Below are 14,569 nucleotides of genomic sequence, written 5' to 3' on the forward strand. Positions count from 1 at the left end.
TTACTTTTTATCACTCGAAGGTTGAGGTGAAACTGGGGCGGCAACAGGCTCCGGTACAGGTTTTACCTGGGGCTGGACGTGTTCTTCTGACGGTACAACAGAGGGCTCGGTGACTGGGGTTGCTTCAACCTCAGGCGCCTGGTCTGGTGCGCTGGCCTGATGAGCGGCCGCAGCGGGCGTAACGCCTTCGTGGCTGTCCTGCGCATCTTTCACCAGCGGATTATGGATGGTGTGCGCCTCATCGCTGCTTTGTTCAGGATCCTGGGTATAGGAACGCTTCATGGATTCTGCTGCCTGACGCAATTCATCCATTGAGGCCTTTAGCTCCGGCGTCAGGTGGTCCAGGCTCGCTTTTTCAACCTTTTTCAGACTGTCCTGCAGCTCCTGGATTTTCAGCTCTTGAGCAAGCTCGTTCTGCACCGTTGAGGCCAGAGAACGCAACGCCCTGATCCAACCCACAACCGTTTTTACCGCTACCGGCAGACGTTGCGGCCCCAGAACTACGAGGCCGATCACGAAGACTAATAACAGTTCGCTGAAACCAATATCGAACACGGTTTACACCTGCTCTTTATCGTTGCTCTTTGCTTCGTCTTTTTTCACGTCGCCAGCAGGTTTTTCTGCCAGGTTCTTCGCGGTAAAGTCCGCGTCCTGAACAGAGGTGTCTTTCTCTTTAGGTTCGTCATCGTTCATGGCTTTTTTGAAGCCTTTAATAGAAGCGCCCAGGTCGGAACCAATGGAACCCAGCTTCTTAGTACCGAACAGCAGAACGACGATGACGGCAATGATCACTAATTGCCAGATACTGATACCACCCATAATATTGCCTCAAATCACTAAGATGTTTGTGTAACGGCCGATATTATACGGCACGTTGCCTGTTAATGACGATTAAAATTCAGGCAGAGCGACGCCAGCCTATTAGCCAGGCCACGATGCCGCCAGCCATCAACCAGGCGGGCATGAGCTCCCACTCCGGTTTGTTTATCAGCAGCAAAGTCCCACTCAGAATCAACGTGGCTCCGATGCCGAACAGATAGCGCGACTGTCCCTGCCGCACATGATGTTGATGCAGCTCGCGTTGGATTTTATCAATGCTGTGCTGTAAATGCTTGCCCTGGCGCAAACTGTCGTACACCAGTTCAGGGAGTTCCGGCATTTTTTCAATCCAGAAAGGCGCTTTTTCTTTAAAAGCACGCACCAGAGCAGGAATACCAACCTGATCCTTGATCCAGCTTTCAAGGAACGGCTTGGCGGTTTTCCACAAATCCAGCTGCGGATAAAGCTGCCTTCCGACTCCTTCAACGTACAAAAGCGTTTTTTGCAGTAACACCAGCTGCGGCTGAACTTCCATATTAAAACGGCGTGCCGTATTGAAGAGGTTAAGCAGTACGTGACCGAAAGAGATCTCCGCCAGCGGCTTTTCAAAAATCGGTTCGCAAACTGTACGGATGGCAAACTCGAACTCTTCTACGTTGGTGTCGGGCGGAACCCAGCCGGAATCTACATGCAGTTCAGCAACCTTACGATAGTCACGGTTGAAGAAGGCGATGAAGTTCTCTGCCAGGTAACGTTTATCTTCTTTGTTCAGCGACCCGACAATACCGCAGTCGATGCCGATATACTGAGGATCTTCCGGGTGCTCAAAGCTGACAAAAATATTGCCCGGGTGCATGTCGGCATGGAAGAAGCTGTCGCGGAAGACCTGCGTGAAGAACACCTGCACGCCGCGTTCGGCCAGCAATTTCATGTTGGTGCCCTGGCTTTCGAGCGTGGGAATATCCGAAACCGGGATCCCGTAGATACGCTCCATGACCATCATGTCTTCGCTGCAATAGTCAGGAAACACTTCAGGAATGTAGAGCATCGGGCTGCCTTCGAAATTGCGGCGCAGCTGGATAGCATTTGCGGATTCGCGCAGCAGGTTCAGCTCATCGATCAGCGTTTTCTCGTATTCCCGCACGACTTCAAGCGGACGCAGGCGGCGGCCATCTGGCAGCAGGCGCGGCACCCATCGCGCCAAACGATAGATAAGCTTCATGTCGGCCTTGATGACAGGAAGAATGTCCGGGCGAATAACTTTTATCACCACCTCGCGGCCATTCTCTTTCAGCCGCGCAGTATGGACCTGAGCGATAGAGGCCGAAGCCAGAGGCTTAATTTCAAATTCATCGAACCAGGTTTCTACCGGGATGCCGCCCATAGCCTGCTCAATCTGCTTTTTAGCCAGCTCGCCATCAAAGGGGGCGACCCTGTCCTGCAGCATAGCCAACTGATCGGCAATCATTGGCGGGAAAAGATCCCGGCGCGTGGAGAGCATCTGCCCAAATTTAATCCACACCGGCCCCAGCTCCTGCAACGCCAGGCGTAGGCGTTCTCCCAGCTCTTTCTCTTTATGACGGTTTGGCATCCAGAACAGCGATCGCCGCCAGATGCGCAGCGGCAGCGTGATACGAAGCTTAGGGATTAGCTCATCCAGACCATAGCTAAGGAAAGTACGAATGATGAAATAGAGACGATGAATTTCTCCTGGCGTCATTTGCCCTCCAGCCTGTCCAGCCGCGCGCTTAATGCGTCGACCGCGCGTTCAACGGCAGCCGTTTCCTCGGCAAACCATGCCACTTCCAGCGGGCCAGGCGCCATGCGCCACTCTTCGGTAATTGCCTCAGCCAGATACTGCTGATTGCGGGAGAAGCCTTTTTTCAGCAGCTTGCTGCCGCCGCGGAAAAATTTGCTGATGCCCTCTGCCGCCACGTCGCCGATATAAGGTGCGAACAGCTCTGCGGGATCGAACTCCGCCAGGTCCATTAACGCCACCCAGTTCTGGACGACCTGGAGATCGCCCTGCACTTCAAGGTCACCGCTGCGGATTAGCGCCGTCAGCTGCTGCCTGTCGCGCAGTTTCGGCAGTACCGCCATGCGTGTGATAACAACGCAGTCAGCCTCACCTTCCCACTCGCCCAGCACGTCAATCTGCTGTTCACTGAATGAGAGAACCAGCGGCGCGGTAAATTCCTTGAGCTCAACGCGCAGCACTTTTCCCAGCAAACGCTGACGAGCGGCCTTCAGGCCACGGTCGCGCCACAGAAAGGTGTTGAGGACGGTTTCCAGCCCGGCGGTGACAAGCGGTGTAAATGGCATCAGCAACCCCCGATCAGAATTTGTAGCCACGATGCAGGGCAACGATCCCGGCGGTCAGGTTGTAATAGGTGGTATTTTCAAAACCTGCGCCTTCCATCATCGCCTTCAGGGTCTCCTGGTCGGGATGCATGCGGATAGACTCGGCCAGATAGCGGTAGCTCTCTGCGTCCTGCGCAACGACTTCACCAATGCGCGGCAGAATGTGGAAAGAATACGCGTCGTAGGCTTTGCTCAGCGGTTCAATGATCGGCTTGGAGAATTCCAGCACCAGCAGGCGACCGCCCGGCTTGAGCACGCGATACATGGAGCGCAGCGCTTTTTCTTTATCGGTAACGTTACGCAGGCCGAAAGAGATGGTGATGCAGTCGAAGAAATTGTCCGGGAACGGCAGCGCTTCCGCATTTGCCTGCACGTAGTTCACGTTGCCGACAATGCCGATGTTGCGCAGCTTTTCACGGCCCATTTTCAGCATCGAGTCGTTGATATCTGCCAGAACCACTTCGCCCGTTTCACCCACCAGACGAGAAAACTTCGCGGTCAAATCGCCCGTTCCGCCAGCAAGATCCAGCACCCGCTGCCCGCGACGCACGCCGCTGCAGTCAATGGTGAAGCGCTTCCAGATACGATGGACGCCGAACGACATCAGGTCATTCATCACGTCGTATTTGGCGGCCACAGAGTGGAATACATGCGCCACCATATCGGCCTTCTGCTCTTTCGCTACGGTGCGGAAGCCAAAGTGTGTTGTTTCCTGGGATTCGTCGACCATCTCAATGCCTGCTTATCAAAAAAAGGTTCGTGAAGTGTAACAGAATGGCCGCTAAAGCCCTATGCTTCAAGCCTGCTGACGCAACCTTTGCTTAGCTTTACCCGACGCTTTGCCGGTCCTCTAAGCCACTGTCCTGGCGTATCTCTTCGCTGTGTGCATGTCCGACTCTCGCCGTATTGTCTTCATCTTCCTGCCGCGCCTGGTCGACTAAATCCGGATTAATCTCGCGCTTAACCTCAACGCCCAGCCCGCGGAACGCATCGGCCTGAGCAAGAATATTTCCGCGTCCGGAGGCGAGCTTTTTCATCGCCTGCCGGTAGTTGTCCTGCGCCTTGTCCAGGCTCTGCCCGATGGCGGACATGTCATCAACGAACAGGCGCATTTTGTCATACAGTCGACCCGCACGTTCTGCAATTTGCTGCGCATTGCGGCTCTGATGCTCATAACGCCACAAATTGGTAATGGTGCGCAGCGCCACCAGCAACGTTGTCGGGCTGACCAGCATAATATTGTTCTTCAGCGCTTCGCTTATCAGCTCCGGCTGGCGATCGATGGCGAGCAGAAAGGCAGGTTCGACCGGGATAAACATCAGCACGTAATCGAGTGAGCGCAGGCCGGGTAGCTGCTGGTAGTCTTTGCGGCTGAGCAGCCGGATATGATTGCGGACGGCGGCAATATGCTCGTTCAAAGCCCCTTCCCGCGTAAATTCATCGTCGCCGTTAAAGTAGCGCTCGTAGGCCACCAGCGTCATTTTCGCATCGATGACCACATCTTTGCCCTGCGGCAGACGGACGATAACATCCGGCTGCATGCGGCTGTTGTTTTCCAACTGGATATTTACCTGAGTCTGGTATTCATGGCCTTCCCGCAGGCCAGAGGCTTCCAGCACGCGAGTCAGCACCACTTCACCCCAGTTACCCTGAGTTTTATTGTCGCCTTTCAGCGCTTTGGTGAGATTGAGGGCTTCCTGCGCCATTTGCGCATTGAGCTGTTGAAGGCTGCGAATTTCGTGGGTGAGCGTATGACGCTCGCGAGCTTCCTGCCCGAAGCTGTCCTGCACCTGACGGCGGAAGCCATCGAGCTGCTCACGCAGCGGCGTAAGCAGGCCGTTCAGGCTCTGGCGGTTTTGTTCTTCAACTTTGCGTCCGCTTTGCTCAAAAATCCGGTTGGCGAGGTTTTCAAACTGCTCGCTCAGGCGCTGTTCGCTGTTGATCATCTGGCGGTGTTTGTCTTCGGCGTTCAGCCGGGTTTGCTCAAGAAGCGTGGTGAGCTCGCGCAGGTCAGCTTCCTGCGTGCTGTTGATTTCAAGCTGGGTGCGCAGTTCGCGGTTAAGCTGTTCGCACTCTTCTTTCCAGTGCTGATTCTGGACAAGCTCCTGCCGGGTCGCCTTAAGCTCGCCATAAACTTCCCGCTGTTCTTCAAGCAGGAGCGTCTGCTTTTGCGCTGCCCGCAGGCTCGCGATCAGCCATCCTGTTAATACTCCTACCAGGGCAATACCCACCCCGAAGAGAACTGAAATATCCATTGCGCCTCCCGCAATCCAAGCCAAACACCAGCAAGCTAAAATTGTGCTGTATAAATGTCCAGATGAAAAGGAGTTTACTGCGAGGCGTTACGCAAAGCGTAAATTTAAAGAACGTCTGGCTATAAAAAAGGCGGATGAAACGTTTTCACCCGCCTGTCTGGTTAGCGTGGATTCCGCTACCGATTTTCCACCGGACGTTTAACTGAACTAGATCAGGCGGCGAGCCGCTTCAACGACGATTTTCACCGCGTGGCTTTCCGTCTTCTTCATGGTTTCGGCATTAGGAATTTCTTGCTGGGTGCGGTTCACGATAACACCGGCTACCATCCCGGCGCGCAGGCCCTGGCTTGCACACATGGTCAGCAACGTGGCCGATTCCATTTCGTAGTTCATCACGCCCATCTGCTGCCACTCTTCCATGGAGCCTTTGAAGCGGCTGACGACGCGACCGGAGAAGGTGTCGTAACGCTCCTGACCCGGGTAGAAGGTGTCGGAGGATGCTGTCACGCCAACGTGAGTCGTCGCACCAATGGATTTGGCTGCTTCAACCAGCGCCGTCGTACAGGCGAAGTCAGCAACCGCCGGGAACTCCATAGGCGCAAAGTGCAGGCTGGCACCGTCAAGACGCACGGACGCGGTGGTGACCAGCACGTCTCCAACGCTGATATGCGGCTGGATAGCACCGGTGGTGCCGATACGCAGGAAGGTACGAATGCCCAGCTGTGCCAGCTCTTCCACGGCAATAGAAGTAGACGGACCGCCAATACCGGTTGAGCAGACGATTACGGCCTTGCCGTCGAGTTCAGCGCGCCAGGTAGTGAATTCACGATGGGCCGCCAGTTTGACCGGCTTGTCCATCAGCGCGGCGATTTTTTCAACTCGCTCCGGATCGCCCGGGACGATAGCAAGCGTTGCCCCCTGCAGGTCGCTCTTCGTGAGGCCGAGGTGAAAAACATCAGACTTGGACATAACAGACTCCTCTGTTGAGTAGGGTTGGCTTGTGCCATAAAGCGGTACTTTACAGAACCCGCGCGAATAATTTCGTGACGCGTTTCACTATGAATGAAACAAATTACATCATTTACAATTCGTTTGGTGATGAAGATCACGCATGAGAAGCGAATTGTGCGCTTATCGCTCCGCGAGAGCGTTTTTTTTAAACCAGAGATGTTAGCTATAGTTACCTCACTGCGCTAATGCTGGTACGGAGAATGCCAATGAAAGAAGAGCACACAACAAAGAACACGCCGGGCGGTAATTTCGCACCTGCGGCAGAACCCCTCGCGACAACCGTTGTAACCACCCCGGAGGATGCCATTCTGGCCGGCGAAACGTCGGTCCCCTCTCAGGGCGAGAACATGCCTGCTTACCATGCACGGCCTAAAAACGCCGAAGGTCCTTTACCCGTGGTGATTGTGGTCCAGGAAATTTTCGGCGTGCATGAACATATTCGCGACGTCTGCCGCCGCCTGGCGCTTGAAGGCTATCTGGCCGTGGCGCCGGAACTCTATTTCCGCCAGGGCGATCCAAACGATTATGCAGATATTCCAACCCTGTTTAGCGGTCTGGTATCAAAGGTGCCGGATGCGCAGGTGCTTGCAGATCTCGATCACGTTGCCAGCTGGGCGGCCCGTAACGGCGGTGATGCTCATCGCCTGACGATCACCGGATTTTGCTGGGGCGGGCGTATTGCCTGGCTTTACGCCGCGCACAACCCACAGCTTAAAGCAGCAGTGGCCTGGTATGGCAAGCTGACAGGAGAAAAGACGCTGAATTCACCGAATCATCCGGTGGATATAGCCATCAACCTTAACGCTCCGGTGCTGGGCCTGTATGGCGGGCAGGATACGGGGATCCCGCAGGATACGGTGGAAACCATGCGTCAGGCGCTACGTGCCGCTAATGCAAACTCGGAGATTATCGTTTATCCCGATGCGGGCCACGCGTTCAACGCGGACTATCGCCCGAGCTACCATGAAGAGTCGGCGAAAGACGGCTGGGAAAGGATGCTGGCGTGGTTTGCTCGTTTTGACGGCAAGAAATAAAAGAATCTGAGTAATACGTCCCCCTCACCCAGCCCCCTCCCCAAAGGGACGAGGGAGAAGGCATGGCGTGAGGGTCAGGCCTTAAGCGCTACGCAGGTTCTGAGCAGCCTTCACCATATTTGCCAGCGCCTGGCGGGTTTCAGGCCAGCCGCGGGTTTTCAGGCCGCAGTCCGGGTTCACCCACAGGCGTTCTGCCGGCACGGACTCTGCGGCTTTCTTCAGCAGGGCTTCAATCCATTCCACGCTTGGCACGTTCGGGGAGTGGATGTCGTAGACGCCCGGCCCGATTTCATTCGGGTATTCGAACTCTTTGAACGACTCCAGCAGATCCATGTCGGAACGGGACGTTTCGATGGTGATCACGTCCGCATCCAGAGCCGCGATGGAATCCATGATGTCGTTAAACTCGCAGTAACACATGTGAGTGTGGATCTGCGTGTCGTCGCGCACGACGGCGGCGTTCAGGCGGAAGGCTTCCACGCCCCACTCTAAATACGCCTGCCAGTCAGACTGGCGCAGCGGTAAGCCTTCGCGCAGCGCTGGCTCATCAATCTGGATAATACCAATGCCCGCGTCTTCCAGATCCGCCACTTCGTCACGCAGCGCCAGGGCGATTTGTTTCGCGATGGTTTCGCGGCTCACGTCCTCGCGTGGGAATGACCAGCAGAGGATGGTTACAGGCCCGGTCAGCATACCTTTTACCGGCTTATCGGTCAGAGACTGCGCGTACTTCGCCCACTCAACGGTGATGGCTTTCGGACGGCTGATGTCACCAATGACCACCGGAGGCTTCACGCAGCGGGAGCCGTAGCTCTGCACCCAGCCATTCTGAGTAAATACGAAGCCGTCGAGGTTTTCGCCAAAGTATTCCACCATATCGTTACGCTCAGCTTCGCCGTGTACCAGCACGTCCAGCCCCAGGCGCTCCTGCTCAACAATCGCCTGCTTGATATGTTCAGCGATACCGGTGCGGTAGTTGCCCGCGTCCAGATTGCCTTTTTTGAAATCCAGACGCAGCCCGCGAATTTCTGTGGTTTGCGGGAACGAGCCGATAGTCGTCGTCGGCCATGCCGGCAGATTAAAGCGCTGACGCTGCGCCTTAGCACGGGAAACATAGTCGCTCTGGCGCTGGCTGTCCTGAGCGGTAATGGCCGCCAGGCGTTTTTCTACCGCCGCGTTATGCACTCGGCTGGAGTTACGGCGGGCCTGAATCGGCGCGCTCCACTCGGCGATTTTGTCCGTGTTGCCGCTGTTCAGGGCTTCGGTCAGCAGTGACAGCTCGGCGCATTTTTGCAGGGCAAAAGCAAACCAGCTTTTCACCTCTTCATCCAGACGGGTTTCCACGCTCAGATCGATTGGGCTGTGCAGCAGGGAGCAGGAAGAAGCCACCCACAGGTCGCGCTTGCCGACCAGCGCTTTCAGCTGAGCATATTTCTCAGTCAGGTCTGCACGCCAGACGTTACGACCGTTGATGACGCCCGCAGACAGCAGCCAGTCGGCAGGCAGCTGCTGATGGATCTCGTTGATATCGTCTTTACCGTGAACGAAATCAACGTGCAGACCCTGTACCGGCAGCGCGGTAATGGTGTCCAGATTTGGTGTGACGCCTTCAAAGTAAGTGGTCAGCAGGAGTTTAGGCTTACCAGCCAGCGCGTCGTAAGCTGGTTTGAAGGCGTCCAGCCATGCCTGCGGCAGCTCCAGCACCAGCGCAGGCTCATCGATTTGCACCCATTCAATCCCGCGTTTCGCCAGCTCGGCGAGCACCTGCTGGTAAACCTGCAGAATGTCTTTCAGCAGGCTCAGGCGGTCGAACTGCTCGCCCTTCACCTTGCCCAGCCACAGGTAAGTGACCGGCCCGAGCAAGACCGGTTTCACGCTATGGCCCAGAGCCAGCGCTTCGTCTACTTCGTCCAGCAGCTGCGTCCATTTCAGTCTGAACTGCTGGCCTTTTGTGAATTCTGGCACCATGTAGTGGTAGTTGGTGTTAAACCATTTGGTCATTTCAGCAGCGGCGGCTGGCTCGCCGGTTGGCGCACGGCCACGGCCAATGCGGAACAAGGTATCCAGGTCGACGCTGCCGTCCGCATTCTGATGACGAGCCGGCACGTTACCGAGCAGCAGGCTGGTGGTCAGAACGTGGTCGTACCATGCGAAGTCGCCCACTGGCAGCAGTTCTACGCCCGCCTGTTTCTGCTGATCCCAGTGACGGGCGCGCAGCTCGCGGCCCACTGCCAGTAACTCTTGCTGGGTGGAGTTGCCTGCCCAGTAGCTTTCCTGGGCTTTTTTCAATTCGCGACGCAGGCCGACACGAGGAAAACCGAGGGTGTGATTATGGATTGTCATGTTATCGCCTCTTTATATGATTAATCCAGATGGATTTCGGATTTAGGGAAGGCGGTAAGCTCGCTTATCTCCGTGAGCTTACTTAAGTAAGTGACCGGAGTAAGTGAGTGAAACCAACGCACCATAAATTCGAAAGACGCTGGATTTAGACGTCCAGATGTTTACACATCTATAATCCGCAGGTACTGTATCTTCCTCAAGCGCAAAATCTTCATCGCGAAGTGAAGGACTTTCATGATCGAAATTAAACATCTGCGGACGCTCCAGGCGTTACGAAACTGCGGCTCGCTGGCCGCCGCGAGCGCCTCGCTGCATCAGACCCAGTCAGCCCTCTCCCATCAGTTCAGCGATCTGGAGCAGCGGCTCGGGTTCCGCCTGTTTGTTCGTAAAAGTCAGCCGCTGCGCTTTACGCCGCAGGGTGAAATTTTGCTTCAGCTTGCCGAACAGGTGCTGCCGCAGATCGGCCGCGCGCTTCAGGCCTGCAATGAGCCGCATCAGACCACACTGCGCATTGCTATTGAATGCCATAGCTGCATCCAGTGGCTGACCCCGGCGCTGGAGAATTTCCACAAACAGTGGCCGCAGGTGGATCTGGATTTCAAATCAGGCGTGACGTTCGACCCGCAGCCCGCGCTGCAGCAAAGCGAGCTGGATATCGTTCTGACGTCCGACATCCTGCCGCGCAGCGGCCTGCACTATTCGCCCATGTTTGATTATGAAGTGCGCCTGGTGCTGGCGACGGATCACCCGCTGGCGGGCAAGGCGCGCATCGAGCCGGAAGATTTAAGCAGCGAAACGCTGATGATTTACCCGGTGCAGCGCCAGCGGCTGGATGTCTGGCGTCACTTCCTGCAGCCGGCAGGCGTTAGCCCATCGCTGAAGAGCGTGGATAACACGCTGCTGCTGATTCAGATGGTGTCGGCCCGCATGGGGATTGCCGCGCTGCCGCACTGGGTGGTGGAGAGTTTTGAGCGCCAGGGGCTGGTGGTGACCAGGACCCTGGGCGAAGGATTGTGGAGCCGACTGTACGCCGCCGTACGCGACGGAGAGCAGCGCCAGCCGGTAACGGAAGCATTTATTCGCTCGACGCGCTCGCACGCCTGTGAGCATCTTCCGTTTGTGCGGAACGCGGAGCGACCCAATGGCGATGCACCCATAGCGAAGCCATTATCACCGTCCCCCCAATAATAAAGCTCGGCCAGTGGGGCTGTTCCTGCCAGATGGCAAGGTTAACCAGCAGCCCCGCGGGCACATGCACATTGTTCATGATGCCGAGCGTCCCCGCATCGACCTGAGTTGCACCGTAGTTCCACATGAAATAGCCCAGTCCGGAAGCGACCACGCCCAGCCACACCAGAATGCCCCATTGCAGGTTAGTGGTTGGCAGCTTCTGTGGATTGCCCATCACAAACCAGGCGCTTACCGCCACCATGGCCGCCCCGAGATAGAACCATGAAAAAGCACATTTTTGCGGCATAGGCCGCGTTTCCATCAGCCGCTTGTACCCCACCATCCCGATGGCAAAGCAGATGTTCGCCGCCTGCACCAGCAGTAAACCAGTCCAGAAGTGTTCGCTCACTTTGTCGTAGCGGATGATGGCCGCGCCGACAACGGCCAGCCCGGCGCTTAGCGCATAGCCCCAGCGCAGCGGCCTGCGGCTGAGCAAATCATAAATTAGCGTGATATAGAGCGGCGTCAGCACCGTGAACAGCAGGAATTCCGACACGGTGAGATAGAGATAGGCCTGGAAGCTGAACAGGTACATCACGCCGAGCTGTAGCGCGCCCACCAGCATGTACAACAGCAGCGTTTTCGCGCTGTAGCCCTTAAATCGCAGGAATGGCAGGAACACGACTGCCGCCAGGCCCACGCGCATCAGCACTGAAAAGTAGCTGTCGACGTGGCCGGCAAGGTATTCGCCAATCAGGCTAAAGGAGAAGGCCCACAGGATAGTAGTGATGATCAGTAACGGCACGGTGGCATCTTCGCAGCAGGAAATTTACCGCATTGTAGCGAAGCTTGTTGCCGGGAGGGAAATTATTTGGTTGACGAGTGACTAAATTATGACCGCACTGCAAGTCATCTGTACGCCACCGGTTATGAATACATACCTGAGTTGGATCCGTGCATTAATGGTTCAACTATTGACCAGATGGGTCATAAAGATAAGATAGGGGCAAGTAAACCGAATAACATATTAAATATCAATAAATTAAATAAATCACATAACGGAAGTGAATATATGAACAAGGCTGTTCAACCATACTTTAGCCACAGCCACCACCTGCTGGCGGTAAAAGGGTGCGGCTCGGATCTGGACGTGCTGGCGTTTGAAGGCGATGAGGCCCTCAGCGCGCCGTTCAGCTACCGGATTGAATTCACCAGCGCTGACCATGCCATCAGTAAAGAAATGATGCTGATGAAAGCAGCCTCTCTGACGCTGCAGGCCCCGGTGGACCAGGGCTACGGCATCAAAATGCAGCAGGCCGTGCGTACCCTCCAGGGGGTGGTGAGCGGCTTTGAACGCCTCAGCACCTCAAAGGATGAAACCCACTATGCCCTGACACTCCAGCCGCGCCTGGCGCTGCTTGACCGTTCGCACCAGAACGCCATTTATCAGGATATGTCGGTCCCGCAGATTGTGGAAAAAATCCTGCGCGAGCGCCACAACATGCGCGGTCAGGATTTTCTGTTCTCGCTCTCAAAAGAGTACCCGCGCCGTGAGCAGGTGATGCAGTACGGTGAGGACGACCTGCACTTTATTACCCACCTGCTGGGTGAGGTCGGCATCTGGTTCCGCTTTACCACCGACACGCGCCTGAACATCGACGTGGTGGAGTTTTACGACGGTCAGCAGGGGTATGAAAAAGGCCTGACGCTGCCGTCGGTGCCGCCGTCGGGCCAGCATTCGGACGGTGTGGACTCGGTGTGGGGGATGGAGAGCCATCATAACGTGGTGCAGAAGCAGGTCAGCACCCGGGATTACAACTACCGGCAGGCCACCGAAGATATGAATACGCAGGTGGATGTGACGCGCGGAGACGCCACCACCTGTGGGGAGGCCTATCACTACGGCGATAATTATCTGACACCGGGAAGTGCGTATGACCGCCATCCGGCCCCGGAGTCCGGGGCGTTTTACGCCCGCATTCGCCATGAGCGCTACCTGAACGGCCAGACGCAGACCCGTGCCATCACCAGCTGCCCGACGCTCTTTCCGGGGCAGGTGCTGAAAGTCACCGGCGGGTACGAAGTGGCCGACGTATTTGCCCGTGGTGTGGTCATTACGGCGATGCACAGCCATGCGCGGCGTGATGAAGATTTTGGCGTCAGGTTTGACGGTATCCCGGACAGCCCTGATTTTAGTTTCCGCCCGCAGCCGGGCTCACGTCCGGTGATGGCAGGCACCTTACCGGCCCGCGTGACCAGCACCACGGAAAACGACACCTACGGCCACATCGATAAAGACGGCCGCTATCGCGTCAACATGCTGTTTGACCGTGATAACTGGGAGAGCGGGTTCGAGAGCCTGTGGGTCCGTCAGTCCCGCCCGTATGCCGGCGATACCTTCGGCCTGCACCTGCCGCTGCTGGCAGGCACCGAAGTGGCGATTGGCTTTGAGGACGGTAACCCGGACAGGCCGTACATCGCAGGCGTGCTGCACGACTCGGCGCACGGCGACCACGTCACCATCCGCAACTACAAACGTAACGTCCTGCGGACGCCTGCGAACAACAAAATCCGCCTCGATGACAGCCGCGGCCAGGAGCATATCAAGGTCAGCACGGAGTACGGCGGCAAGAGCCAGCTGAACCTCGGCCATTTAGTGGATGCTGAAAAGCAGAAGCGCGGTGAAGGTTTTGAGCTCAGAACCGACGGCTGGGGCGCGATACGGGCGCAGAAGGGGCTGTTCATCAGCGCTGATGGCCAGACGAAAGCACAGGGCCAGGTGCTGGAGATGCAGCCGGCGCTCGCACAGCTTTCAGCAGCATTAGCGGAAATGGAATCCCTTGCCGCCAGCGCGCAACAGGCGCAGTCGCTGGCTGCCGATGTTGGCCGTCAGCAAAAACTCCTGAAGCAAAAAATAGCGCAGCTGCATGAGGAAGTGATTCTGGCGAGCGCACCGAAAGGCATGGCGCTGGTGAGCGGTGAAGATATGCAGCTGTCAGCCAGCGAAAATCTGACGCTGACGGCGGGCAGGCAGCTGGATATTGGCGTGCAGAAGGACTTCACCCTTGCGGCAGGAAAACAGCTCAGCCTGTACAGCCGTGAAGGGGCAAAGCTGTTCAGCTCGCATAACGATATTGATATTCAGGCGCAGGGGGGGAATATCACCACCTGGTCGACGCAGGACACGCACATTTCGAGTGGCAGGAAGCTTGTTGTCACGGCCCAGGATGAACTTACGCTGGTCTGCGGCGGGGGGTATATCAAAATCAAAGGCGGGAACGTTGAGATTGGCGGGCCGGGCAAACTGCTGATTAAGAATACGGGTATTAAAAAGGCTGGCTCCGGCAGTATGCAAAGTGTGATGAAATCGTTTGAGCCATCAACGTTTGATGAGAAATTTGTCATCACTCATCCCGTTTCAGGTAAACCACTGGCAAATCAGAACTATGACATTCATATGCCGGATGGGAGTGTGATGTCCGGAATAACGGACAGCCTTGGGCATTCATCCCTAATATCTTCAAAAGCCGTTGATGGGCTGAAAATCGTCCTGAAAAAATAGAAATGAATAGAGTT

General features: G+C 56.1%; 12 protein-coding genes. 3 read left to right on the forward strand and 9 right to left on the reverse strand.

The features are described 5' to 3' along the window. The 7 genes from tatB to udp form a co-directional block, all read right to left on the reverse strand. Positions 1-555 carry a Sec-independent protein translocase protein TatB gene (gene tatB, locus ACA108_21050; protein XEX95769.1) on the reverse strand — a complete coding sequence of 185 codons (555 nt, stop codon included), beginning with the start codon at positions 553-555 and terminating at the stop codon, positions 1-3. A gap of 3 nt (positions 556-558) precedes the next feature. Then, the gene (tatA, locus tag ACA108_21055) at positions 559-819 is read right to left on the reverse strand and encodes a Sec-independent protein translocase subunit TatA (protein ID XEX95770.1); all 261 of its coding nucleotides are present in this window, start codon (positions 817-819) and stop codon (positions 559-561) included. 79 nt (positions 820-898) lie between these two features. Further along, positions 899-2,539: a ubiquinone biosynthesis regulatory protein kinase UbiB gene (gene ubiB / locus ACA108_21060; GenBank protein XEX95771.1), complete on the reverse strand. Its 1,641-nt coding sequence runs from the start codon at positions 2,537-2,539 to the stop codon at positions 899-901. Then, positions 2,536-3,141 (reverse strand): SCP2 domain-containing protein, encoded by a 606-nt coding sequence (locus ACA108_21065; protein XEX95772.1) that lies wholly within the window; start codon positions 3,139-3,141, stop codon positions 2,536-2,538. Before ACA108_21065 ends, ubiB begins: the two co-directional genes overlap by 4 nt. 13 nt (positions 3,142-3,154) lie before the next feature. Continuing rightward, on the reverse strand, positions 3,155-3,910 hold the full coding sequence (ubiE, locus tag ACA108_21070; protein ID XEX95773.1) for a bifunctional demethylmenaquinone methyltransferase/2-methoxy-6-polyprenyl-1,4-benzoquinol methylase UbiE: 756 nt from the start codon (positions 3,908-3,910) through the stop codon (positions 3,155-3,157). Between the two features lie 97 nt (positions 3,911-4,007). Continuing rightward, positions 4,008-5,435 (reverse strand): DNA recombination protein RmuC, encoded by a 1,428-nt coding sequence (gene rmuC, locus ACA108_21075; protein XEX95774.1) that lies wholly within the window; start codon positions 5,433-5,435, stop codon positions 4,008-4,010. Between the two features lie 207 nt (positions 5,436-5,642). Beyond that, positions 5,643-6,404: a uridine phosphorylase gene (udp, locus tag ACA108_21080; GenBank protein ID XEX95775.1), complete on the reverse strand. Its 762-nt coding sequence runs from the start codon at positions 6,402-6,404 to the stop codon at positions 5,643-5,645. A 248-nt stretch (positions 6,405-6,652) separates the two neighbouring features. On the opposite strand from udp, the gene ACA108_21085 reads away from it, so the two are divergent. Further along, positions 6,653-7,480, forward strand: a complete 828-nt coding sequence (locus tag ACA108_21085) for a dienelactone hydrolase family protein (protein XEX95776.1) — start codon at positions 6,653-6,655, stop codon at positions 7,478-7,480. A gap of 81 nt (positions 7,481-7,561) precedes the next feature. Here ACA108_21085 and metE read toward each other — a convergent pair whose 3' ends face one another. Then, entirely contained in the window at positions 7,562-9,823 is a 2,262-nt protein-coding gene (gene metE, locus ACA108_21090) for a 5-methyltetrahydropteroyltriglutamate--homocysteine S-methyltransferase (GenBank protein XEX95777.1), read from the reverse strand. Between the two features lie 234 nt (positions 9,824-10,057). Here metE and metR point away from each other — a divergent pair, with 234 nt between their 5' ends. Then, positions 10,058-11,011, forward strand: coding sequence for an HTH-type transcriptional regulator MetR (gene metR, locus ACA108_21095; GenBank protein XEX95778.1), 954 nt, complete (start codon positions 10,058-10,060; stop codon positions 11,009-11,011). Here the strand turns inward: metR and ACA108_21100 are convergent. Then, the gene (locus tag ACA108_21100) at positions 10,899-11,798 is read right to left on the reverse strand and encodes a carboxylate/amino acid/amine transporter (protein ID XEX95779.1); all 900 of its coding nucleotides are present in this window, start codon (positions 11,796-11,798) and stop codon (positions 10,899-10,901) included. The genes metR and ACA108_21100 overlap by 113 nt on opposite strands. Positions 11,799-12,065: 267 nt before the next feature. Here ACA108_21100 and ACA108_21105 point away from each other — a divergent pair, with 267 nt between their 5' ends. Next, positions 12,066-14,555, forward strand: a complete 2,490-nt coding sequence (locus ACA108_21105; protein XEX95780.1) for a type VI secretion system Vgr family protein — start codon at positions 12,066-12,068, stop codon at positions 14,553-14,555. The last annotated feature ends 14 nt before the right edge of the window (positions 14,556-14,569 follow it).

Source organism: Dryocola sp. LX212, assembly GCA_041504365.1.
GTDB lineage: Bacteria > Pseudomonadota > Gammaproteobacteria > Enterobacterales > Enterobacteriaceae > Dryocola.